Annotated in this window: 14 protein-coding genes; 1 reads left to right on the top strand and 13 read right to left on the bottom strand. The window is 70.4% G+C overall.

The genetic code is table 11. The annotated features are described in order from the left end of the window. Positions 1-18: 18 nt before the first annotated feature. From ACWDTP_RS13015 to hrcA, 5 genes are all read right to left on the bottom strand, one after another. Positions 19-186: a hypothetical protein gene (locus tag ACWDTP_RS13015; protein WP_450020212.1), complete on the bottom strand. Its 168-nt coding sequence runs from the start codon at positions 184-186 to the stop codon at positions 19-21. A 200-nt stretch (positions 187-386) separates the two neighbouring features. Then, entirely contained in the window at positions 387-554 is a 168-nt protein-coding gene (locus ACWDTP_RS13020) for a hypothetical protein (RefSeq protein WP_450020214.1), read from the bottom strand. 535 nt (positions 555-1,089) lie between these two features. Next, a complete protein-coding gene (locus tag ACWDTP_RS13025) occupies positions 1,090-1,839 on the bottom strand; it encodes a 16S rRNA (uracil(1498)-N(3))-methyltransferase (protein WP_450020216.1) in 750 nt (249 codons plus the stop codon). A gap of 18 nt (positions 1,840-1,857) precedes the next feature. Next, on the bottom strand, positions 1,858-3,000 hold the full coding sequence (gene dnaJ, locus ACWDTP_RS13030; protein WP_450020218.1) for a molecular chaperone DnaJ: 1,143 nt from the start codon (positions 2,998-3,000) through the stop codon (positions 1,858-1,860). 31 nt (positions 3,001-3,031) lie between these two features. Further along, positions 3,032-4,063 (bottom strand): heat-inducible transcriptional repressor HrcA, encoded by a 1,032-nt coding sequence (gene hrcA / locus ACWDTP_RS13035; RefSeq protein WP_450020219.1) that lies wholly within the window; start codon positions 4,061-4,063, stop codon positions 3,032-3,034. Between the two features lie 234 nt (positions 4,064-4,297). On the opposite strand from hrcA, the gene ACWDTP_RS13040 reads away from it, so the two are divergent. Next, positions 4,298-4,612, top strand: coding sequence for a type II toxin-antitoxin system VapB family antitoxin (locus ACWDTP_RS13040; protein WP_450020221.1), 315 nt, complete (start codon positions 4,298-4,300; stop codon positions 4,610-4,612). A gap of 6 nt (positions 4,613-4,618) precedes the next feature. On the opposite strand, the gene ACWDTP_RS13045 is transcribed toward ACWDTP_RS13040, so the two are convergent. The 8 genes from ACWDTP_RS13045 to ACWDTP_RS13080 are packed head-to-tail and all read right to left on the bottom strand — an operon-like array spanning position 4,619 to position 24,607. Next, complete coding sequence (locus ACWDTP_RS13045; RefSeq protein WP_450020223.1) at positions 4,619-4,831, bottom strand: MbtH family protein; 213 nt, start codon at positions 4,829-4,831, stop codon at positions 4,619-4,621. Beyond that, positions 4,809-6,146: an NADPH-dependent L-lysine N(6)-monooxygenase MbtG gene (gene mbtG / locus ACWDTP_RS13050; protein ID WP_450020225.1), complete on the bottom strand. Its 1,338-nt coding sequence runs from the start codon at positions 6,144-6,146 to the stop codon at positions 4,809-4,811. The genes ACWDTP_RS13045 and mbtG overlap by 23 nt, the downstream gene beginning before the upstream one ends. After that, a complete protein-coding gene (locus ACWDTP_RS13055) occupies positions 6,143-10,558 on the bottom strand; it encodes an amino acid adenylation domain-containing protein (protein WP_450020227.1) in 4,416 nt (1,471 codons plus the stop codon). Before ACWDTP_RS13055 ends, mbtG begins: the two co-directional genes overlap by 4 nt. Then, positions 10,555-16,020, bottom strand: coding sequence for an amino acid adenylation domain-containing protein (locus ACWDTP_RS13060; RefSeq protein WP_450020229.1), 5,466 nt, complete (start codon positions 16,018-16,020; stop codon positions 10,555-10,557). The genes ACWDTP_RS13055 and ACWDTP_RS13060 overlap by 4 nt, the downstream gene beginning before the upstream one ends. Positions 16,021-16,037: 17 nt before the next feature. Continuing rightward, on the bottom strand, positions 16,038-19,013 hold the full coding sequence (gene mbtD / locus ACWDTP_RS13065) for a mycobactin polyketide synthase MbtD (RefSeq protein ID WP_450020231.1): 2,976 nt from the start codon (positions 19,011-19,013) through the stop codon (positions 16,038-16,040). Further along, positions 19,010-20,347 carry a beta-ketoacyl [acyl carrier protein] synthase domain-containing protein gene (locus tag ACWDTP_RS13070; RefSeq protein WP_450020233.1) on the bottom strand — a complete coding sequence of 446 codons (1,338 nt, stop codon included), beginning with the start codon at positions 20,345-20,347 and terminating at the stop codon, positions 19,010-19,012. The genes mbtD and ACWDTP_RS13070 overlap by 4 nt, the downstream gene beginning before the upstream one ends. Next, complete coding sequence (locus ACWDTP_RS13075) at positions 20,337-21,086, bottom strand: thioesterase II family protein (protein WP_450020235.1); 750 nt, start codon at positions 21,084-21,086, stop codon at positions 20,337-20,339. The genes ACWDTP_RS13070 and ACWDTP_RS13075 overlap by 11 nt, the downstream gene beginning before the upstream one ends. Further along, positions 21,083-24,607, bottom strand: coding sequence for a non-ribosomal peptide synthetase (locus ACWDTP_RS13080; RefSeq protein ID WP_450020237.1), 3,525 nt, complete (start codon positions 24,605-24,607; stop codon positions 21,083-21,085). Before ACWDTP_RS13080 ends, ACWDTP_RS13075 begins: the two co-directional genes overlap by 4 nt. Positions 24,608-24,656: the final 49 nt, after the last annotated feature.

The raw sequence follows: 24,656 nt of genomic DNA on the forward strand, positions 1-24,656 counted from the left end.
TGCGAGGCCGGCCGTCGGTCAGTGGCTCTGGTGAACCGTGGTGTCCACCTGGGGAGCGGTCGCATGCTGACCCTGGTTGTTCACCCAGTCGTGGTGGCCGACATCGGCCTGCGCCGGACCGGCAAGACCCAACACCGCGGCAGCCAATCCACTGGCGATGACGGTGGCGAATCCGAACTTCTTCATGATGGTGCGCTTCTTTCTCGAATATCTGTTTTCCCGGCTCTGCGTTGTGCCGATCTAAACTCTTGAACACACAGTTCAACGCATTAATTCCGATGGCAGCAATTAACCGCCGAATGGCAGACTTCCACGGGCCGGCAATGTGACCGCGACAACAAAAGGGCACCCCGTGTGGGGTGCCCTTTTGGGGAGACTGCCGTCGATCAGTGGCTCTGGTGAACCGTGGTGTCCACCTGGGGAACGGTCACATGCGGACCGATGTTGTTCACCCATTCGTGGTGGCCCACATCGGCCTGCGCCGGGCCGGCCAGGCCCAGTACCGCGGCGGCCAATCCACTGGCGATGACGGTGGCGAATCCGAACTTCTTCATGATCGTGCGCTTCTTTCTCAATGTCTGTTCTCGATGTTCGAGCCGTGGCCCAGATGTCGCGGTTCGGACGCTCTGTCGGCGCTCCGTTGTGCCGATCTAAACTCTTGAACACGCTGGTCAGCGCATTAATTCCGATGGCAGTAATTGACCGCCGGATGGCAGCATCCCACCGGATGGCAGACCGTCGTCCCGACCCGTGAACTCCGTCGGTTCGGCCGCGGCGGCGCCCGGTCGGGTGCGGCACGCATGGTCCGGGAATTGCGATCGCGGAAAGCCGGGACGGGACGCGCCCGCGGCCGGCGGCCGTCCGAGCCCGATCGGGTGCCATTGTCGTCGCCGGTATATGTGGCCGATTTCACCCTCGCCGCCCTTTGTGCATTCGATCAAGGCGACGATATTGATGCCCAAAGAATGCTCGAACGGCCCCTTTAAAGGGACCGACCGGCAATCATGTGTTTCTCATCACGCTCAGAGCTTTATCGGCCGCGGAAATTCGGTACCGCTCGCCGTAATCCGCGGCATCGCTCGGCGTCCGCTACAACTCCCAGCGCGCCGTCAGCGCACCGATTGCGCCGAGGGCGACCGCCGCAGCGGTCGAGGTGCGCAGCACGGTCGGCCCCAACCGCACCGCCCGGGCCCCGGCCCCGGTCAGCGCGGCGATCTCGTCGTCGGCGATCCCGCCCTCCGGCCCCACGATGAGCATCACCGAATCGGCCTGGGCCAGTGGCATTCCGGAGACCGGTTCGGTCGCGGACTCGTGCAGGGCCAACACGACCGTCCCGCCGGCCACCGCGTCGGCGACCCGCCGGATCAGCTCGCCCGTCGATGCGATCCCGTCGACGGCCGGAATATGGGCGCGCCGGGATTGACGCGCGGCGGACCGGGCCACCGCCCCCCAACGCCGCAGCCCCTTGTCCACCTTCGCGCCGTCCCAGCGGGCCACGCAGCGTCGGGCCTGCCAGGCCAGGAACGCATCCGCCCCGGCCTCGGTGGCAAGTTCGACCGCCAACTCCGAGCGATCCGATTTGGGCAGGGCCTGCACCACGGTGACCGCGGGCCGGGCCGCGGCGACGGTCAGCCGCTCGGTCACCCGCGCGGTCAGCCTGCCCTTGGCGGCCTCCTCGACGACACAGTGCGCCAGCGCGCCGGCGCCGTCACTCAGGTCGATCCGCTCGCCGACCCGGATACGCCGGACATTGGCGGCGTGGAACCCTTCGTCGCCGTCGACCACCGCGAGCCCGCCCGGCCCTGGCAGCGCGTCGACGTAGAACAGCGCTGAGCTCACTGTGCCGGCCCGCCGGCGTCAGCGGCCGGTGAACGTCTCGCGCAGCCGGCTGAACAAGCCCGACGACCCGGACGCGGCCTGGGTCGAACGCACCTCGGCGACGTCGCGGACGCGGTTCTCCTTGAGTTTGCTCAGCAGTTCGATATCGGTGTGGTCGAGCCGCGACGGCACCACCACGTCGATATGGGCATGCAGGTCACCGCGTACCCCGGAGCGCAGATGCGGCATGCCGTGCCCACGCAGCGTGGTCACCGCCCCGGGTTGGGTGCCCGCGGCGACGCTGATCTCCGTCGGCCCGTCCAGGATGGCCTCGACCGTGACGGTGGTGCCCAGCGCGGCGTCTGCCATCGGTACCGACACCGTGCAGTGCAGGTCGTCGCCGTCGCGGACGAAGATGGTGTGCTGCTTCTCGTGGACCTCCACGTACAGGTCGCCCGCCGGCCCGCCCCCGGGGCCGACCTCGCCCTGCGCTGCCAACCGCACCCGCATCCCGTCGCCGACCCCGGCCGGGATCTTGACGCTGATCTCGCGGCGGGCCCGCACCCGGCCGTCGCCTCCGCACCGATGGCACGGATCGGGGATCACCTCACCGACCCCGCCGCACACCGGACACGGCCGCGCCGTCATCACCTGGCCCAGCAGCGACCGCTGCACGGTCTGAACCTCGCCGCGGCCGCCGCACGTGTCACAGGCCACCGGCGTCGAATTGCCGTTGGTGCCCTTTCCGTGGCACAGGTCGCACAGCACCGCCGTATCGACCGTGACCTGTTTGGTCACCCCGGTGGCGCACTCCTCGAGGTCCATCCGCATCCGCAGCAGCGAGTCGGCGCCGGGCCGGACCCGGCCGATCGGCCCACGCGACGCGGTGCCGCCCCCGAAGAACGCCTCGAAGACGTCGCCCAGCCCGCCGAAGCCGCCGAACCCGTTGGGGGAACCGCCGACCGCCTCCATCGGATCGCCGCCCATATCGACGATGCGGCGCTTCTCCGGATCCGACAGCACCTCGTAGGCGACCTGGATCTCGGTGAACCTGGTCTGGGCTGCCTCATCGGGGTTGACGTCGGGATGCAGTTCCCGCGCCAACCGCCGGTATGCGCGTTTGATCTCCGAATCGCTCGCGCCCTTGCTCACTCCGAGCAGGCCGTAATAATCGCGTGCCACGCTAGACCTTGCCTGACCTTTCGTGCCGGGGTTACCGGCTACCTAGAACTTCACCGATGTAGAGAGCAACCGCCGCGACATTGGCGATGTTTCCCGGATAGTCCATCCGGGTCGGGCCCACTACACCCATACCGCCGTACACCTTGCCGGAACTGCCGTAGGTGGTGCTCACCACCGACGTCCCGGCCATCTGCTCGGCCTCGGTTTCGTGGCCGATGCGCACGGTCACCTTGCCCGCCTCCTGCTGGGCCGCCAGCAGCCGCAGCACCACCACCTGCTCCTCGAGCGCCTCCAGCACCGAACGCAGCGAACCGCCGAAGTCGGAGGTGTTGCGGGTCAGGTTCGCGGTGCCGCCGAGCAGCAGCCGTTCCTCGGTGTGCTCGACCAAGGTCTCGACCAGCACGGTGGCCGACCGACCGATCGCATCGGCCAGCCCGCCGCTGCCGTTGAGGTGGGTGGCCAGGTCCGACACCGCGATCGACGCCGCCGAGACCGGTTTGCCCTCCAGTGCCTGCCCGAGCGTCTCGCGCAGTTTGGACAGTTCGTGTTCGTCGATGGCGTCGCCGAGTTCGACGATCCGCTGATCGACCCGCCCGCTGTCGGTGATCACCACCAGCAGCAACCGGGCCGGGGTCAACGCCACCACTTCGAGGTGGCGCACCGCCGAGGTGGACAGCGTCGGGTACTGCACGATCGCCACCTGCCGGGTGAGCTGGGCCAGCAGCCGCACCGCGCGCCGCAGCACATCGTCCAGATCGACCCCGGAATCCAGGAAGGACAGAATCGCGCGCCGCTCCGATGAGGACAACGGTTTGACGTTGTCGATCCGGTCGACGAACTCGCGGTAGCCCTTCTCCGTCGGCACCCGGCCCGAGCTGGTGTGCGGCTGGGTGATGTAACCCTCGGCCTCCAGCACGGCCATGTCGTTTCTGACGGTGGCACTGGAGACGCCCAGGTTGTGGCGCTCCACCAGGGTCTTGGAACCGATCGGCTCCTGGGTGGACACGAAGTCGGCGACGATCGCACGAAGAACCTCGAAACGACGATCATCGGCGCTACCCACGTGTTCACCTGCCCTTCGAAAGACGAAGCGTCTGTTTTGCCCGGTCCATTTTACTGACCCAGCAGGGCGTTTACCGACCGCATGGGCCATGCCCCCACGCATCGTGCATGCCGACGCGCCCGCTGCCGCGCCTTCCGTCGCGAGGGACCGCCGGCGATCCGCCCCGTCGGTATTAGCCTAAGCAACTATGTCGGTGGCGAAACCTCACATGGGTGGCCCCGAGGCGGACCGCCCATGATCTTCAAAGGTGTCCTCGAGGGCAAACCCTATCCCGAGCACGGACTGTCCCATCGGGACTGGTCACGCATTCCGCCCCGTCAGTTACGCCTCGACGAACTCGTCACCACGACCACCGTACTGGCGCTGGACCGCCTGCTCTCGGAGGATTCGACGTTCTACGGGGATCTGTTCCCGCATGCGGTCAGGTGGCGCGGCGACATCTATCTGGAGGACGGGCTGCACCGGGCGGTGCGCGCCGCGCTGCGAAACCGCACCATCCTGCACGCCCGCCTGTTCGATATGGACGCCTTCACGCCGCAACAGGCCTAGCGGCAGTTACCCGGCCATCGCCTCGCGCAGGCTTCTCGGGCGCAGATCCGTCCAGTTCTGCTCGACATAGGTCAGGCAGTCGGTGCGGGTGCCCTCCCCGAAGACGATGCGCCAGCCGGCGGGCACATCGGCGAACGCCGGCCACAGGCTGTGCTGATCCTCGTCGTTGCGCAGCACCAGGAAGGTGCCGTCCTCGTCATCGAATGGATTGTTGCTCATCGGTACTCCTGATCGATCGGTCGGTGGCCGCGGCGGCGCCCGACCCGAGGTCGGCGCCGAGCACCCGGTCGGACAACAATCCGAGGCAGCTCAGGTTGGGGAAGCCCGGCCCCTGGTTCAGGCCCGCGAGCCCCGGCAGGAACAGCTTGGGGGTCACACCGGCGACGGACATGTCGTGGCCGATCGACTCCTGCAGGGCCTCCCCGGTCAGGGGCGCGCCCAGCCCCAGCTCCAGCAGGTCCAGTGCATCCTGGGCCAGCAGCGGCACGAACCACATGGCGTCGGCGCCCGAACCGTCGATCACCAGGTCGAAACCGTGCACGGTTTCCAGGCGTTCACTACTCGGCCCGAGCGCCGCGCGCGCGGCGAAGTCGGTCCGCAGGGTCAGCCGGATCTTCTCGTCGCGGGCGACCGCATGCGCGACCCGGCCGCGCAGGTGCCGGATCCGATCGTCGGCGAGCAGTGCCTCCTGCACCCGCGCCGAGAACACGCCGCGGTCGGTGCGGTTCATCGCGTCGCGCCGCTCGGACAGCGTCAGGCCCGCCCAGTGGGTGGGATCGGAGTAGAGCGCGTTCTCGAAGAAACCCTCGCCCCGGGTGAACAGCGTGACCTGCGGCGAGATCACGGTGATGGTCGAAACCCGGTGCCGGAAAAGCTCATTGAGCATCGTCGCAGCGGTCTCACCGCCGCCGACCACGGCCACCCGCTCGGCGGAGATGAGCTCCTGGGCGGCGGCCCGGTGCCAGAACTGCGCGATGGACAGTACCCGCGGATTGCCCGGCAGGATCGCCTTTTCGGCCTGACCGGGACCGGTGACCATGACGGCGTCGGCGGGCACCGTGGTTTCGTCGGTGCGCAGCACCCACGATCCCTTGGCGTCGTCCACGCCGATCTCGGTGACCTCACCGGTGACGACGGACATATCGATACGGTCGGCCACCCAGTTCAGGTACTGACTCCACCGCCGGTGGGTCGGCGCGGGCCTGCCCCGGTCGATCCACTCCGCGAAATGCCCGATGTCGATCAGGAAGGACTGCCAGCTGTGCCGCACCATGCGGTCGTCGAGTTCGGCGTTGCGCCGCGGCACCAGCGAGGAGCGGTACGGGAAACCGACGTCCTTCTCCGGGCTGGTTCCCAGGCGGTGCTGCCCGTCGGTCCAGCCGCCGACGGCCTGCCAGTTGGCCGCCACGCCGGTGCGTTCCACGACGACGACGTCGGGTGCGGGCATACCCATCGCGCGCAGCTCGGAGGCCTTGGCCGCCACCGCGATGGCCTTGGGTCCGGCACCGATGACGGCCAGGGTCGGGGTATTCACTCGATCACCTCTCGCAAGGCCTGCAGCCACATCGTCTGCAGGGTGGTGATGTCCTCGGCGGACAGAATGTCGGGCACGGTTCGCCACTGCGCGCCCAGCACCGCCGACCCGCCGCGGTCGATCACCGCGGCCATGATGGTCAGCTCGTGGCGCACCGCGACATCGGGTTCGGGCACCGGCGTGACACCGGCCAGCAGTGCCCGGTCCTGACGCAGCGCGTGATCGGACGAAGGGACTTCGATGCGGCCGAGGTAGTTGAGCAGGATCTGCGGATCGCGATACCCGCCGAGCCGTTCCGCGGTGTCCTCGCGGAGGTGGCGCAGCAGGCCGTAGTCGATCGGATCGCCTGGGACGGCGGCGAGTTGGGCGGCGACGCCGCGGGCGTCGTCGGCTCTCAGGCGCAGCGGGTAGATCATGCTGAGCAGTCCCATGGTGTCCCCGGTGTCGACGTCGCGGTCGTCGTCGAGTCCGGCCGAGAGCACTCCGTCGGAGCGTCCGTAGGTCTCCAGGGCCAGCAGCGGAGCGGGCGTCGACTGTCCGCGGTGTCTGCGCCACTGCGACAGCGCCCGGCCCGTCGCCGCCGCCAGCACCTCGGTCACCGGTATCGGCCCGGTCAGCAGCCGTGCGGTCACATCCGGGTCGGCGAACGCCATCTCGACCGCCACATCGCCCATCCGGTCGGTGGCCGGGTCGATGCGCCTGGCACCGATATCGGGATCCTCGCCGTCGAACTGGCCCGCCCAGAAGTCGCAGGTGTCGAGTTTGAGTGCCCGCTCGGACAGCAGCCGCGACCATTGCCGCAACGATGTGTGTTCGCGTACCGGTGCCGGTGAGCGCCCGGAAGCCAGGACATGCCAGGCGTTCTCGAGTTCACCGATCATGATCCGCCAGGACGCCGGGTCCAGTGCCAGCACATGGGCGGTCAGGATCAGCACGCCGGCGCCCGCATCGGGGTGACGCAACCACACCGCGTCGAGCATCGAACCCTGTTGCGGGTCGATGCGTTGCACCGAGCTCCTGGCCTGCTCGGTGACGGCCACGCCCAGGTCGCCGGATGTGGTCACCTCGGTGAGCACCTGCCGGGGCGGTTGCGCGACGAGCGTCTGGGTGACCCGGTCCAACCGGGTGCGCAGTACCTCGTGGCCGGCGACGACGGTGCTCAGCAGGGTTTCGAGGTGCTCACGGGTGATGCCGTCGGGCAGTCGGAACGCCTCGGTCTGAGCCAGCCGGCGCGGATCGCCGTACTGATAAAGCCAACGACCGTTGGGCAGCACCGGAATCGGGCCGGACTCAGCCTCGACGTCCTGGCCCCCGGCTTGACGGGATTCGGCGTCGGCCTCGATCGCGGCGGCGAGTTCGCGCACCGTCGAACAGTCCAGCATGAGCCGGGCCCGCAGCGCCAGGCCGCGCCGCCGGACCGCCTGGACGACCGACAGCGCGACGATGCTGTCGAGGCCGAGGTCGAGGAAGTCGGCGGTGACATCCACCGCGGAACCGTCACCGGCATCGAGCACCTCGGCCAGCACCTCGGCGACCACCTTCTCGGTCTCGGTCACCGGCGCCTCGAACCGATCGGACCGGCGCCCGGCGTCGACGCGGGCCATGGCCGCATCGTCGACCTTGCCGTTGGTGGTCAGCGGAATCTCGTCGACGACGAGAATGTGATGCGGCACCAGGTATCTCGGCAGTGTCTCGGTCAGCATCCGGCGCAGGTCCTCCACCGGGGCCCTGGTCACCACATAGGCCGTCAGCCGCGGTCCGCTGCGGTGCCTGCGCACCGCGACGTGCGCGTGCCGGACACCGGGGTGACGGTGCAGCGCGGCGGCCACCTCGCCCGGTTCCACCCGGAACCCGCGGATCTTCACCTGATCGTCGCTGCGACCCAGGAATTGGATCGAGCCGTCGGGAAGCCTGCGGACCACGTCCCCGGTGCGGTACATCCTGGCGCCCGGGCGCGACGGATCGGCCACGAAACGCCCGGCCGTCTCCCCCGGCCTTCCGAGGTATCCGCGGGTGAGTTGCCCACCGGCCAAATAGAGTTCACCGGCCACCCCGTCGGGCACCGGCCGCAACCAGCCGTCGAGCACATAGGCCGTGGTCGAATCGGTGGGGCGGCCGATGCAGGGCTGCCGGTGCTCGGGGATCGCCGCGACCACGGCTTCGACCGTCGTCTCGGTCGGGCCGTAGCAGTTGTGCGCCGACATCCAGGTGCGCTCGCACTCGGCCTGGATCGCCTGCCACGCCGCGGTGTCGATGGCTTCGCCGCCCAGCGCCAGCACGGCCAGCGGCACCGTGGTGAGCAGACCTGCGGCGCGCAGCTGGGTGAACATCGACGGGGTGGTGTCGATCATGTCGATCGAGAACCGGCCGATCGTCTCGACCAGGGCTTCGGCGTCCCGCTGGACCTCGTCCGCGACGATGTGCACGCTGTGCCCGTCGAGCAGCGCCACCAGCGGCTGCCACGCCGCGTCGAAGGTGAACGACCACGCGTGGGCGACCCGCATCGGGCGGCCCAGCCGCTTGGCCGCCGGGCGCAGCACCTGGCGCGCGTGGTCGGCGGCGTAGGCCAGCAGGGCCTGATGGGTTCCGATGACCCCCTTTGGCTTTCCGGTCGTCCCCGAGGTGAAGACGATATAGGCGCTCTGGCCCGGCAGCACCGGCGCCGGCCGGAAATCGGCCGGTGGCTCACCGCCCACGCCGGCCAGGAAGGCGTCGTCGACGATGAGCATCGCACCGGTCTGCCCGACGATCTCGTCGACCCGCTCGGCGGGCATCGCCGGGTCCAGCGGCACGATCAGCCCGCCGGCCTTGAGCACCGCGAGCATCGCGACCACATAGTCGGGCCCACGGCGCAACCGGATCGGCACCGGTGTCTCCGCACCGACGCCGCGGCGGTCGAGTTCGGCGGCCAGCCGGTCGGCGGCCTCGTCGAGTTCGCGGTAGCTGAGCTCGCCGCCGTCCCAGCTCAGCGCGACCGAACCCAGCCGCTGCGCGGCCGCCTCGGTGTAGGCGGTGTGAAATCCGCCCTGCGGCACGGTGACATCGGGCTCCGGCGACGGTCGCGCTTCGTCGTCGAGGGTCACGGTGACCTCGCGCAGCGGACGATCCCACGAGTCCAGCAGCCGCCGCAGCACGGCGAGCACCCGCAGGCCGAGCGCCTCGGGATCGAGTGCTCCCAGTGCACCGTCGAGTGTTTCGACCAGGACGGTGAGCCGGCCGTGGGCGGGATGCGCGGCGACGGTGACCGGGAAATGCGTCAGGCTCTCCAGGGCCGACGGCCGCAGCACCGCCTCGTCGAGGGGGAACTCGTCGCTGCCGACCAGGCCGCCGGGCGGGAAATTCTCGTACACCAGCAGGGAGTCGTACAGCTCGCCGATCCCGCCGAGCGACCGGAGTTCGGTGTGGCTGAGGTAGCTGTGCTCGCGTAGTTCGGCGGCCTCGCGTTGCAGCGCCAGACACTGCCTGCCGACCGGCTCCGACGGATCGACCCGGACCCGTAACGGCACGGTGTTGATGAACAGGCCGACCATCGACTCGACCCCCGACAGCTCGTCGGGACGTCCGGACACGGTGATGCCGTACACCACATCGGTGCGGTCGGTGAATGTCGCAAGGATTGCCGCCCAGGCCATCTGGAAGAGCGTGTTGACGGTGACGCCGCGGGTCCTTGCGGCCCGCAGGATCTCGTCCGTCGCCGCCTCGTCCAGCGTCACCTCGGTGCGCCGGGCTAGTCCCGGCGCCGGCTCGCGTCCGGTCAGCGCGGGTGACAGCAGGGTCGGCCCGTCGAGACCGTCGAGGTGGGCCCGCCAGCGCTGCCTGCTGGCCTGCTGATCGCGCCCGGCCAGCCAGCCGATGTAGTCGCGGTACGGGCGTGGCGGTGCGGGCAGTGCATCGGCATCGCCCTTGGCCCGGTACAGCGCGATCAGCTCACCGACGAACACCGGCAGCGACCAGCCGTCGATCGTGATGTGGTGGGCGTTCACGACCAGGCGCCAGCGCAGCCCGGGCTGTTCGATCAACAGGAACCTGATCAGCGGCCCACAGCCGAGATCGAAAGGCCTGCTTCGCTCTTCGGCCTCGATGGCCGCCACCTCACCGGAATCTGCCACGACATGCCGCCACGGCAGCTCGACGGTGGCCGGGACCACGGCCACCGGGCGGGCGAGGTTGCCCTGGAAGAAGCTGGCCCGCAGGTTGGGGTGGCGGACCAGCAGCGCCCCGGCACAGTCGCGTAACAGCGTCGCATCGAGCGGGCCGTCGATATCGGCGGCCATCGCGATGAGGTAGGGGTCGGCGCCGGGCTCCGCCCCGTCGTCGGCCTGGGCCAGTCCGGCCAGTGAGTACAGCCCCAGTTGCAGCGGGCTGAGGGCCAGCACGTCTTCGACGCCGGGTGGCGCCCCGGTCGAGGTCACGGTGAGGTGCCCCCGTCCTGCCCGAAGGACGCCGTAAGCGAAGCCAATTCGTCGGCCGACAGCCCCGACGCGGACATCGGGGCGTGGTGGGTGTCCGCCGCGGCCACCGCCGAGGTGTCCTCGGCGTCGACGGCCGCGGCCAGATCGGCCAGTTCGGGATGCTCGAACACCATGCGCGCGGTCAGCGTCAGACCCGCGTCGCGGGCCCGCGCGGCCAGCTGCACGGCCAGGATGCTGTCCCCGCCAAGGCTGAAGAATTCGTCGTCGCGGCCCACCTCGGGGATCTCAAGCAGCTCGGTGAGCAGATCCGCCAGCGCCTGTTCGGTCGGGGTCTGCGGCAGCGCGGCCGATCCGGCCACCGCGGCCACGCCGACCCTGGGGCGCGACAGGCCGGGCGCCAGGTCGTCGACCACGGTGATCACGGCGGGCACCAGATCGGCGGGCAGGTCCTCGGGCAGTGCCGCCCACACCGCATCGATGAAGGCCTTGCCGTCGTCGACCGGCCGGGCCGGCACCACGTAGGCGGCCAGCAGTGGTGTCGCGCGGGTCTCCCAGATCCGGGTGGCCGCCGCGGCGACACCGTCGACCGCCTCCAGGGCGGCCTGCAGCCGCGGCTCGCCTGCCACGATGGGTTGCAGCCGCCCGTCGGTCGTCCACCGGGCCCGGTCGCCGGTGCGGTACAGCCGGCCCTCGCCGAATGGATTGGGCACGAACCGCTTCGCCGCGACGCCGGTGGCCGAGGCGGCCGCCCCGTCGACCGCGCCACCGGCGTAGTAGACATCGCCGATCACCCCGGTCTCGACCGGCTGCCGCCATTCGTCGAGCACGTAGACGTGGGTGGCGCCCTCGGTCTGCGGCAGCCCCGGCGGCGGCATCGCCCGGTGGCTCCAGTCCTCGACCATCCGGGCCCGCTCGGCCGGATCGATCGTCCCGAGGTCGCGCAGCGTCTGATCGACGTCGGTGGCGAAGGCATCGACGATCCGGTGCAGCCAGCCGACCAGGCGTTGCGCGGTGGCCGGCTCGTAGAGTTCGGTGCGGTAGATCACGGTGCCCCGATAGCCCGCGCCGGCCTCGGCGAAGAAGTTCAGCGACAGGTCGGCGTGTGCCACGTCGAAGGTGGGTTCCAGTGCGGTGAAACGTGTTTCGCCGTCATCACCGGTGTCGATCACCTGATCCTGCGGCAGATCCTCCCGCACGTGCACCACGACACCGAACAGCGGGTTGCGCGACAGCGTGCGCACCGGGCTCACCGCGTCGACGACCCGGTCGAACGGCAGATCCTGGTGTTGATAGGCCGCCAGCGCCATCTCGCGGGCCCGACGCAGCACCTCGCGCAGCGTCGGATTGCCGGACAGGTCGTTGCGCAGCACCACGATGTTGATGAAGAACCCGATCAGTGCGTCGAGTTCGGGTGCGGTGCGCCCGGCCACCGGAGTTCCGAGCGGAATGTCGTTGCCCTGGCCCAGCTTCTGCAACGCGATCGCGACCGCGGCCTGCAGCAGCATGAACTCGGTGACGCCGAGTTCACCGGTGAGTGCGACGAACCTCTCCCGAGTCGCCGCGTCGATGGTGAAGTCGAAAGACTCACCTTCTCCGGTCGGAACCGGCGGCCGCGGGAAGTCGGGCTGTAGCCCGTTCTCCGGATTGTTGTCCTCGGAGAGCCCGGCCAACTGCCGGGTCCAGTACCGGCGCTGGTCGGCGATGGTCTGATCGGCACCGGAGAGCAGTTCGGCCTGCCAGGCCGCGAAGTCGGCGTACTGCACCTGCAGCGGGTCCGGCCGCACCGGTTGCCCGGCCCGGCGGGCGTGATAGGCCGTGAGCAGATCGGTGAACAGCACGGCACCCGACCAGTGGTCGGCGGCGATGTGGTGGACGAGCAGCGACAAGACGTGCTCATCGGCGGTGGAGAGCACCGCGGCCCGGACCGGCCACTCGGATTCCAGATCGAAGCAGTACTTGCGCTCGGCCTCCAACTCGGCCTGCACCCAGTCCTCGCCGTCGCCGCCGGCCCGGCGCACCGGGACGGGTCCGGCTTCGTGAATGATCTGGTATGGCGCACCGTCGATCTCGCGGTAGGTGGTGCGCAGGATCTCGTGGCGCTCGACCACATCGCCGACCGCGGCGATCAGCGCGTCGACATCGCATGGACCGGTCAGTCGCGCCGCGAACGGCACGTTGTTCACCGGGTTCGGGCCGTCGATGCGGAACTGGAACCACTGCCGCAGCTGGGCCGCCGACATCTGCAGCGGTCCGTCGTGGGGCACCGCGACGATCCCGGGCCTGCCCGTTGTCGCGCCCGAGGCGAGCAGGGCGTCGACGTGGGTGGCCAGCCCCGAGACGGTGGCGTGTTCGAAGACGTCCTGCACCCCGACGTCGACACCGAATCGGGTCCGCACCGCCGCCACCAGCTTGGTGGCCAGCAGCGAATGCCCGCCCAGGTCGAAGAACGAGTCGTCGGCACCCACCTGGTCGCGGTCCAGCAGCTCGGCGAACAACGCGGCGACGCCGCGCTCGGTTTCGGTGGCGGGATCGCGGAATTCGGTGCCGGACTTGATCTCCGGCTCGGGCAGCGCCCTGCGGTCGATCTTGCCGTGCGCGGTGATCGGGATCTCGTCGAGTTCGACGTAGGCCGAGGGGATCATGTACTCGGGCAGTGCGGCGCTCACCCTGGCCCTGATCCGGTCGATCTCGACCCGCCCGGCGTCGGCGGCCGGGGTGATGTAGGCGACGAGGCTGCGGCCCAGGGTGGGCAGATCGCTGACCAAGACGACGGCCTGGCCGACCGAAGGGTCGACCGAGATGGCCGAGGACACTTCGCCGAGCTCGATCCGGAATCCGCGGATCTTGACCTGCTCGTCGGCGCGGCCGACGAACTCGACGTCACCGTCGGCGTTGCGGCGCGCGAGGTCACCGGACCGGTACATCCGGCCGCCGGGGTTGAACGGGTCGGCGACGAACCGTTCGGCGGTCAGACCGGGCCTGCCGTGATATCCCTGCGCGACATGTGTTCCGCCGATGTAGATCTCGCCGATCACCCCGACCGGAACCGGCTGCAGCGCATCGTCGAGCAGGTGGATCGTGGTGTTGATCTTGGGCGTTCCGATCGGCACGATGCGGGCGCCCTGCTTGCCCGTCACCTTGTAGCGCGTGCAGTTGAGCACGGTCTCGGTGGGGCCGTAGAAGTTGTGCAGCAGCGAGTCGAAGGTGGCGTGGAACTTGTCGGCGATCTCCCCCGGCAGCGCCTCGCCGCCGATCGGCACCCGCCGCAGGGTCCGCCATTCGTTCACCCCCGGCAGTGAGAGGAACAGGCCGAGCAGGGACGGGACGAAGTGCATCGAGGTGATGCCCTCGGTGCGCAACAACTCGGTCAGGTAGGCGATGTCGCCCAGTCCGCCCGGTTTGGGGATCACCAGGCGGGCACCCGCGGAGAGCATCCCGAAGATCTCGCCGATCGACACGTCGAAACTCTGCGATGCGACCTGCAGCAGCCGGTCGTCCTGCGACACCTGGTAGTCCCCGGCGAACCAGACGAAGTACTCGGCGATCGGGCGGTGCGCGACGGGCACACCCTTGGGCTGCCCGGTCGAGCCCGAGGTGTAGATCAGGTACGCGGTGTTGTCGGGGTGCAGCGGACGGACCCGTTCGCCGTCGGTCGGGTCGGTGGCCGGATAGCTGTCCAGACCGGTGACCGGTTCGGACAGCACGATTTTGGGATCGGAATCGGACAGGATGTAGTCCAGCCGGTCCTGCGGATAGGTCGGGTCCACCGGCAGGTACACCGCGCCGGCCTTGACGATGGCGAGCGCGGTGATGACCAGTTCGGGAGACTTCTCCAGCAGCACCGCCACCCGGTCCTCGGTGCCGATCCCCCGTTCGATCAACCAGTGCGCCAACCGGTTCGCCGACTCGTTGAGCTCGCGGTAGCTGTAGTGGCGTCCTTCGTAGACCACGGCCGTCGCGTCGGGGGTGCGGGCCGCCTGGTCGGTGACCAGCGTGGTCAGGGTGGTGGCGGGGGTGTCGAATTCCTCGCCGCCGGACACCGCGCGGGTCCACGCGGCATCCTCGGGGGTGAACAGGTCAAGGCGTGACAGCGGGCGGTCGGGGTCGGCCAGGGCGGCCTCGAGCAGCACCGCGAAGTGCCGCAGCATCTGGGCGGCGAGGTCGGCGTCGAGGACCTCGGTCAGATGTTCGGCCTCGACGGTCGCCGCCGAACCATCCCATTCGACCATGAATCCCAGGGGCAGTTGGGTGTGCTGGCCGCGCAGTTCGGCGCGGGCGCTGGTGACGCCGTCCGGGCTGAATCCGCCGCCGTCGGGTTCGCGGAAACCGAAGCTGAGCCGGGTCATCCGCTCGGCGCCGTGGCGGCGGTCGGGGTTGAGTTCGCGCACGACGCGGTCCAAGTTGACCCGCTGGTGGGCGAATGCGCCCAGCGCGGTGTCCCGGGTCGCGGTGACCAGTTCGTGAAACCCGGTAGCCGGATCGATCCGCATCCGCATGGCGACGGTGTTGCCGTAGTAGCCGATGGTCTCGTCGGTGTCCCGGTTGAGCACGGGCGTGGCGACCAGGAAGTCGGCGGTGTGGGTGTAGCGGTTGACCAGCGCACCGAATGCGGCCAGCAGCACCATGTACGGCGTGGCGCCGGTGTCGCGGGCCAGCGCCGACACCTTGTCGACGGTGTCGGCGGGCAGTCGCAGCGTGCTGCGTTGCGACCGGAACCCGGTCGGCACCACCGATCCGTTGGGCCCCGGGAGTTCCAGCGGTTCCGGCGGATCCGCCAGCGCCCCGCGCCAGTACGCCAGGTCCTGGTCGGATTCCTGATCGCCCGGGCCTGCGGTGGCCCCCGAACCCGTCGGGGTGTCCGGCAACGCCTCGCCGGAGTAGGCGCGGGTCAGATCGGTGAAGAACACCCGCCATGACCCGTCGTCCCAGGCGATGTGGTGCGCCACGAGCAACATCACGTGTTCGGCCGGGCCGGTCTTGATCAGGGTGATCCGCAGCGGCGAATCGGCACCGAGGTCGAATGCGGTGCCGAACTCCCGCTGGGCCAGCACTTCGAGCCGCAGCCGGCGGGCACGTTCGGATTTGTCGGACAGGTCGTGGGTGGCCCAGCCGGGCGCCAGGTCATCGTGCACCGTGGCCCGCGGCTCACCGTTCTCATCGGCCCGGTAGGTGGTGCGCAGGATCGGGTGGCGCCGCGCGACCGCGTCGATCGCGGCGTGCAGACGCTGCGCGTCGATTTCGCCGGCCAACCGGTAGGACAGGCTGACGTTGAGCAGCACCCCGCTGGGGTCGAATCCCTGCACGAACCACATCCGGCGCTGCCCGTCCGACAGCGCGGTGGGGTCGACCGCGTCGCCGGTGCCCGCGGCCAGCCCACGCTCGGCGAGCCTGCGCCGCATCAACTCCAGGCGGGCGTCGGAGGTGCGGGTGGCGGCCACATCGGCATCTGCAATATCAGTCACGCGAAAGTGTTTCCTTCTCAGGTCTTTTCCAGGTGCTCGATCAACTCGGTGGCGCTGGCGCCGCCGAGAATCGTGGCAAGGGGAACCGAATTCCCGGTGGCGTTCTTGAGCTTCTTGCGCAGGTCGAGTGCCAGCAGCGAGTCGACACCGAGGTCCAGCAGCGACGCGTCGAGATCCAGCCCCGAGGTATCCGCCAGTTTCAGCACCGACCCTAACGCGAGACGCATCGCGCCGGTGGCGTCCGTGGCGGCCGAGGCGATCTGGGCGCTGCGGTCTTGGTCACCCTCGTCCCCGGGTGCACCGTCGATACCCAGAAACGTCCGCAGCCGCGCGGTGTCGGCGGTGAACACCAGCGGATCGCCCGGGTAGTCGCGCAGGCCGGCTTCCACGGCCAGGTCGGGTGCCATTGCCCGCAGCCCGGACCGCTCGACCCGGGCGATCTCATCGGCGTCGATGATGCCGGCGCCCTGCCACAGCCCCCAGCGCACCGAGGTGCAGTGGCGTCCCTGCGCCCGCAGCTGCACCGCCAGCAGGTCGAGCAGCCGGTTCGCCGCCGCATAGGCGGCGTGGCCGTGGCCACCCCACAGCCCGGACACCGAAGAGCACAGCATGATTCGGGCATCTGCTCGCAGCGGCCAGGCCGCGACCAGGTTGGCGACGCCGGTCAGCTTCGCCGCGAAGGTCTGCCGGACGGCGTCGCCGGTCAGCTCCCCGGCCGGTGCGATGGTGGCGGCCCCGGCGGCGTGCACCACGAGCGAGGCGCCGCCGCCCGCGAATTCGGCCGCGGTGGCCGCCACCTGGGCGGCATCGGTGAGATCACAGCTGGGGGCGAAGATCTCGGCACCGGATCCGCCCCCGATCTCGGCGAGCCGGTCGGCCGGCAGTCCCCCGCGGCTGAGCAGCACGATACGCCGGGCACCGAGCTCGGCGAGTCGGCGGGCGTAGTGCATTCCGACCGCCCCCGCACCTCCGGTGATCACCACCTCGTCGAGGATCCCGGACTCCGCCGACCATTCCGCTCCGCCGGACGAATCCTCGAGCATGGTGCGCCGCAGCAGTTTCGGTCCGGATCCCGCGGATTCTCCGCCGCGCAGCGCGATCTCGTCGAGGTCGCCTAGCAGCGCCGTGACGGCCGCCGTGAGATCCGGAGCCGTGCCGGGGTCAGCGGGTTCGGCGGGCAGGTCGAGGTGCCGGAAGGTCTGTTCGGGATACTCGAAGCCGATGCTGCGGTGCATCGCGGCCAGCGCCGCCGCGCCGGGCAGTGCCGGTCCGTCGTCGCCCGGTACCTGTTCGCCGCCCCTGGTGACCAGCCAGACATCACGGGTGTTCGCCGAGATCGCTTTCACATAGCCGAGCAGCCCGTCGTCGACGCGGCGGCCCAGTTCGGCTGCGGCCGCGACGGGGTCGGCCGCGGCGAGCACCGGCGCGACCACGACGAGCAGGTCGGCGCCGCCGGGATCGGTCGGCTGGACGCGGTCGTCGGACGTGGCCGCGTTGCGCAGCGCGTCGGCCGTCCCGGAACCGGGGTCCAGGTCGATGATCGCCACCCGGCGCGGCCGGTCGGCCCGCGGTAGCACCGGCAGGTCCTCCCAGTGCTCCACCGCGACGGTCAGGCCGGCCACCGGCGGCAGCGGATCGGGGCCCCACCAGTGCCGCTCGGCCCGCATCGGCGCGAACGGGAACCCCGGGAGTCGTTGCGACGGCGGCCCGAGCAGATCGCGCCAGGCGTAACCGGGGTCGGCCAATGCCACCGTGGCGACGGCGGCCGAGAGCTCATCGGTGAGCAGTTCGTCGCGTCGCCCCGAGCCGACCATCAGCAGTGCGGACTCGGTGGAGTCCTCGAGGTCGCCCATGGCGAACAGCAGCGCGGGATGGGCCGAGAGTTCGACGAAGATCCGTGCTCCCCGCCGCGCCGCGGTGCGCGCCGCCTTGTCGAAGCGGACGGTGCTGCGCAGGTTGGTGTACCAGTAGTCGGCGAAGCCGGTCCCGGCGTCGACGACGTCGTGGGTGGCCGACCCGATGAACTGCACCGGCGTCGCGGCGAACTCACCGGCCGGGAGCAGTGATTCGAGTTCGGTGCGTACCGAGTCCAGGGCCGTGGTGTGCGCCGGGAACCCGATCTCGATCTCTTTGGCGAACCCGCCCTGCCCGGTCACGGTGCGCACCGCGGCGGCCACGGCCGCGGTCTCGCCCGACACCGCCACCGAAGACCGGGAATTCACCACCGACAGCTCAAGCCAGCCCGGCACCTCGGCCACCACCGCGGCGGCCTCCTCCGGCGAAATGCCGAGCACCGCGACCCGGTACGGTCCGGTCAGCCGGTCCAGCACGGTGGCGCGGGCGATGACCACCGCCACGGCCTGGGCCAGCGTGATGGTGCCCGCCGCATAGGCGGCGCCGATCTCACCGAGGCTGTGCCCGACCGTGATATCGGGCAGCACACCGACCGAGCGCCACACCCGCGCCAGGGCGACGCCGTGCACGAACTGGGCGCCCTGAATCTGAACCTGCGAGAAGTCGCCCGCCGTCGCGGTGGCATCGGCCAGGAGGTAGTCCAGCGGCGATGTCGCGCCCGCATCCGCGAACGCCGCGGCGCAGGTGTCGACCTCGGCGCGATATTCGGGCAGCCGGTCGTAGGCCTCGGCACCCATCGACGGCCACTGGCCGCCCTGGCCGGGAAACACGAAGGCGATCCGCGGCGGTGCACCATCGGGCCTGCCCGCCTGGGCCCGGGTGACGAGCCGGTGTTCGCGCCCATCGGCCAGCGCCGCGAGGGCGTCGAGAAGTTCGTCGCGGTCCGCGGCCCGGACCACCGCGCGGTGCCGGCGCAGCCTGCGGGTACCGGCCACGGTGTGCGCCACACCGGACACCCCGGCTTCGGGATGCCGGTGCAGATACCGTCCGATCGCCGCGGCGTCCTGCCCGATCAGGTCGGCGGTGTGCGCGCTGAGCAGGACCGGCACTCGTCCGTCGGGCAGGTGATCGGCGGTCATGCCGCCGCCTCGCCCGCGGTCTCGGGAACCGCGACGATCGCATGCGCATTGGTCCCGCTCATCCCGAACGCGGACACCGCGCCGATCCGTTCGCCGTGCGCCGCGGGCCATTCGGTGAGTTTGGTGGCCAGCCGCAGACCCTGGGATTCCCAGTCGATTTCCCGGCTCGGCTCGTCGGCGTGCAGGGTGGCGGGCACCGCGCCGTGCTGGGCCGCGATGATCACCTTGGCCAGCCCGAGGGCGCCCGCCGCGGCCTGGGCGTGCCCGACGTTGGACTTGACCGAACCCAGCAGCGCGCCGGCACCCGGTGCGGTGGCACCGTAGGTCGCCACCAGTGATCGCAGTTCGGTGCGGTCGCCCAGCCGGGTCCCGGTGCCGTGCCCCTCGATCACGCCGACGTCGCCGGGACGAACCCCGGCCCGCTCGATCGCCTTGGCGAACAACCGCTCCTGGGCGCTGCCGCTGGGGGCGGTGAGCCCGGTGGTGCGGCCGTCCTGGTTGGTGGCGGTCGCGAGGACCTCGGCGAGGATGTGCCTGCCGTCGGCCAGCGCGCGTGAGCGGCGCTGCAGGACGAACATCGCGGCACCCTCGGCCCAGACCGTTCCGCTGGCGTGTGCGCTGTAGGGGCGGCAGCGCCCGTCGTCGGACAGCGCGTGCTGTTTGGAGAATTCGACGAAAAAACCCGGTGTGCCCATCACGCAGACACCACCGGTCAGGGCCATATCGCAGTCCCCGGCCCGGACCGCGCCGACCGCGGTGTGGAATGCGGTCAGCGCCGACGAGCACGAGGTGTCCACGGTCAGTGCCGGGCCGGCCAGATCGAGCGTGTAGGCGATCCGCCCCGAGATCACCCCGAGTGAGGTTCCGGTGATCAGATGCCCGGTGTGGTGGGAGTATTCGGCCAGCGCGGGGCCGTATTCCAGGTACGAGGCCCCGATATAGCAGCCGACGTCGTGTCCGGCGAGATCGTCGGGGTTGATCCCGCCGTGCTCCAGCGACCGCCAGGCCAGCCGCAGCGCGACCCGCTGCTGTGGGTCCATGGCGGTGGCCTCCCGCGGCGAGATCCCGAAGAACGCGGGATCGAATGTTCCAGCGCCGGACAGGAAGCCGCCCAGGTCGTGGATGCGTTTGAAGCCGTCGCGGCGGGAGCCCTCCAGCAGGTCACGGATCGTCCAGCCACGGTCGGTCGGGAAGCGGCCGAGCCCCTCGCGCTGTTCGGACAGCAGGGCCCAGTAGTCGTCGGCGGTGTCGATGCCACCCGGGGCCTCCACTGCCATGCCGACTATCACCACGGGATCCGCGGCGTCGGGTCGGGAGTGCCGGTCAGAGCTCATTGACCAGCTCCGCCACGTCCCCGGTGTGATCGTTGACGTAGAAGTGTCCGCCGTCGAACATCGAGCAGGTGAACGCACCCGTGGTGTGAATCTCCCAGCGCCGCAGCATATCCTCGCTGATCAGGTGGTCGCGTTCACCGCCGAGGGCGTAGATGTCGGCCGCGATGGCCACACCGGCGTCGCAGGTGTAACGGTTGAACGCCGCGTAGTCGGCGCGCACCGCCATCAGCAGCAGTTCCACGAAGTCCTCGTCGGCGAGCAGCTCGGGATCGGTGCCGCCGAGGTCGACCAGGTCGGCGAGGATCTCGTCGCGGGCCATCGGCAGGTCGGGGCGTGCGGCGACCAGGGACGGGGCTTCACTGGCCGACACCCACAGGGCTTCGACCGGGACGCCGTCGCGTTCGGCGATCCTGGCGAACTCGAAGGCCACCACCGCACCCATGCAATGCCCGAACAGGCGCAGCGGGCCGAGCCCGGACCAGTCGCCGGCCTCGAACAGGTCACGGCCCAGCTCGCCGATGGTCACCGGGGCTGGGTGGGTCAGCCGGTCGCCGCGTTGTGGGTACTGCATCACATAGGCGTCCGAACCCGCTTGGGCCAGTGCCGTTCCCAACGACCGGTAGGCCAGAGCCGCGCCGCCCGCGTGCGGGAACACCAGGGTGGGTGTCGAGGCGCTGCCGCCGGCCGGATACTTCTTGATCCAGGGTTTGACGGCCAGTCCGGTATCGGCACCGGTCATGACGCGGACGCGGGGTCGAGTGCGGACAGCACGTCGGAGTCGTCCATGGCGGCGACCTCGAGGTAGAGCTCGGCGACCTGTTCGAGCCGGTCGCTGCCCGGCTCGCGCGCGGTCAGCCGGGCGGCCAGTGCCTCGACAGTGCGGGTGGCGAAGACGTCGGGCACCATCACGGTCGGGGTGTCCAGCCAGTCCCGGATCCGCGCGACGGCCGTGGTGGCCAGCACCGAATCACCGCCCAGTTCGAAGAAGTCGGCATCCACGCCGAGGTCGGCGGCGCCGAGCAGGTCGGCCATGATGCTGGTCAGCGCCCGCTCCAGGGCGGTCGACGGCTGCCTGACCCGGGTCCGCTCGCCGCCCGCCACCGCGTCGCCGAGCCTCCTGGCCACCGCGCGCCGGTCGGTCTTTCCGCCCGCCGTGTACGGGATCTGCTCGACGATCTCGAAGTAGCGCGGAATCATGTGCGGTGGAAGGAACTCCGCCAGGCCCGAACGCAGTTCGGCGTCGGTGGGGGCCGGCTCCGACGCGCCCGTAGCGGTGTGGTCGCGTCCGATGACCGCGGCCAGCATCTCACCGCCCGCGACGGGAACGATCGCCGCCACCGCGGCATGGACGCCGGGGAGCCGCTGCAGCGCCGATTCGATGTCGCCGAGTTCGATGCGGAAACCGCTGATCTTGACCCGGTGGTCGGCACGGCCGACGAACTCCAGCGTTCCGTCCGGCCAGTACCGGGCCAGATCGCCGCTGCGGTACCAGGTCCGGCCGGCGTGGGACACGAACCGCTCGGCCGTGAGATCGGGCCTGCCCCGATATCCGCGGGCGATGCCGCGGCCGGCGATCCACAACTCGCCCGGCACCCAGTCCGGGCAGTCCTCGCCCGCGGCATTGACCACCCGGCACGCATTGTTGGCCAGGGGCTTGCCGTACGGGACCGCGGCCCACTCCTCGGGCAGCTCACCGGCCTCGAACAGGGTTGCGTGCACGGCGGTTTCGGTTGCCCCACCCAGACCGGCCAGGCGTACCCCCGGCGCCAGCGCCTGCAGTTTGCGCACCATGGTGCTGCGGACCCAGTCACCACCGGTCGGCACGGCACGCACCGATGCCAGTGCGGTCCCGCCCGCCACCTCGACCAGCATCTCCAGCCAGCCGGGCAGGAAGTTGAGCACCGTCACGCCGTGGGTGTCGATCTGGGCCACCCAGTGATCCGGATGGCGCCGGTCGGCCTCGTCGACCACGACGATGGTGGCGCCCGCGGCCAGGGTGCCGAACACGTCGAGCACCGAGAGATCGCATTCCAGATGTGACAGCGCCAGCACCCGGTCGTCGGGGCCCACCCCGAAGTGGGTGTTGAGTGCCTCGATGGTGTTCATCGCGGCGTCGTGGGTGACCTCGACGCCCTTGGGTTCGCCGGTCGAGCCCGAGGTGAACAGAATGTAGGCCAGTTCGGCGGGATCGGTTGCGGCGGGCTCGATCTCGCCGGAGCGCCGGCCGACGGCGATGGCCTCGGAGACGGTCAGGGCGGGCAGCCAGGTCGGCGGTCCGTCACCGCAGGACAACGCCATCCGGACGTCGCCGTTCTTGAGCATCCGTTCGGCCCGCTCGGCGGGCTGGTCGACCCCGACCGGGACGTAGACCGCGCCGGCCGCCAGGATCGCCAGCAGCGCGGTCACCTGGTCGGGCCCCTTGGGTCCCATCACGGCGACGCTCTCGCCGGCGCGGATACCCGCGACGCGTAACGCCGCCGCCACCGCCAGCACGCGCTCACGCAGCTGGGAGTAGGTCACCGCACCGTTCGATCCGATCACCGCGACGGCGTCGGGGCGGGCGGCGGCGTTGGCGAAGAAACCCTGGTGCAGCGCAAGGCCGCCCGGTACGGCCGTCGACGCGTTGGCCGCGTCGCGCACCGCCCGCTGCGATTCGGCCAGCAACGGTCGCGACGGGGCTTCCCATGCGGTGTCGTCGGTGGCCAGGCGGCGCAGTTCGGCGATGTGGCGGTCGAACATCGCGTCGACCACACCCGGCCGGAAGGCCTCCTCGCGCACGTCCCAATTCACCAGCACCCCGCCGTCGAATTCGGTGACCTGCGCGTCGAGGAGCACCTGCGGGCCCTGCGAATTGATCCAGACCGGTTTGCCGAACGTCTCGGTCACCCCGGTGGCGAACAGTTCGCCAAGGCCGAGCGCGCTGGTGTAGACCACCGGGGCCAGTACCTGGGTACCGCGATGGCGGCCGAGGTCGCGCAGCACCGAGAGCCCGGGATAGCCGGCGTGCGCGGCGGCGGTGTGGAACGTCTCCTGCACCGCCCTGGCCCGCTCGGCGGCGGTTGCGGTGCCCTCAAGGTCGATGCCGAGCAGCAGCGAGGACGTGAAGTCGCCGACGATGTCGTCGACGTCTGGATGGCGCTGCTCGCGGCCGAAGAGCGGCACGTTGAGCAGGAACCGCGACTCGGCCGACCAGCCGGCCAGGGTGTCGGCGAACGAGGCGGCCAGCGCCATCGCCGGGGTGATACCGCGCTTGCGGGCGGCGGCGAACAACGCGTCGCGGGTGTCGGGGTCCAGCCAGTGGTGGCGCCGGGTGGTGTGATGCGGGTCGGCCTGCTCGGCGGGCGGAACCAGCGGCAGCCGCGGCGGGTCGGGCAGGTCCGGTATCCGCTCGGCCCACCAGGCCCGGTCGCCCTCACCGGCGGTGTCGGAGGCGGCCAACCGGTACTCGCGGTAGGTGTAGCCGAGTGCGGGCAGCTCGCCGGTCCCGCCCGCCCGGTAGAGCGTGGCCAGGTCGGCCATCAGGGTGCGGTAGCTCATGGCGTCGGCGGCCTGCATGTCGAGATCGACGTGCAGCCGGGTGGCGCCGCCGGGCAGCAGCGTCAGCGTCAGCTCGAACACCTCGCCGTGCAGTTGCTGATGGGATTTGGCGCGCTGGATGGCCGAGAGCCGCTCGGCGGCCTGCTCCGGTGACGTGTCGCGCAGGTCCTCGACCCGCACCTGCTGCGCTGCCGCGCCGATGCGCTGGGTGCCGTCGGGGAGGAATTCGACCCGCAGCATCGGGTGCCGTTCGGCCAGCGCGGCGGCCGCCCGCTGCAACCGCTCGGGATCGACGTCCGCGCCGTCGAATTCGACGTACAGGTGTCCCGCGACGCCACCGAGCTGCTGATCGCCTTCCCGGCCGACCCACATGGCGTGCTGCATCGGGGCCAGCGGAAACGGCTCACCGGCGGCGGCATCCGGCCCGGTGCGGGGTGAATCCCCCTGCCCGGCAGCGTCTTCCGCACCGGCGGGGCTGCGTGAGCCGACCAGCTCGGCCCAGGCCGATACCGTCGGGGTGGCGGCCAGGGTGGCGAAGTCGACGTCGATGCCCTGTTTGCGCCAGCGGCCGGCCAGCGACATCATCCGGATGGAGTCCAGGCCCTGCCCGATCAGGTCGGCGTCGGGGTCGACGGCATCGCTGCCGACGCCGAGCAGGTCGGCCACCGCCCGCCTGATGGTCTTCGCATCCGCAATGGCGACGTCGCCCACATTTGCGCCCACAATGACCTCCGAACGATAAGCACAGGCTGCCCTAACTTCGTGGAGGCTA

Source organism: Mycobacterium sp. NPDC003449 (genome assembly GCF_053588415.1).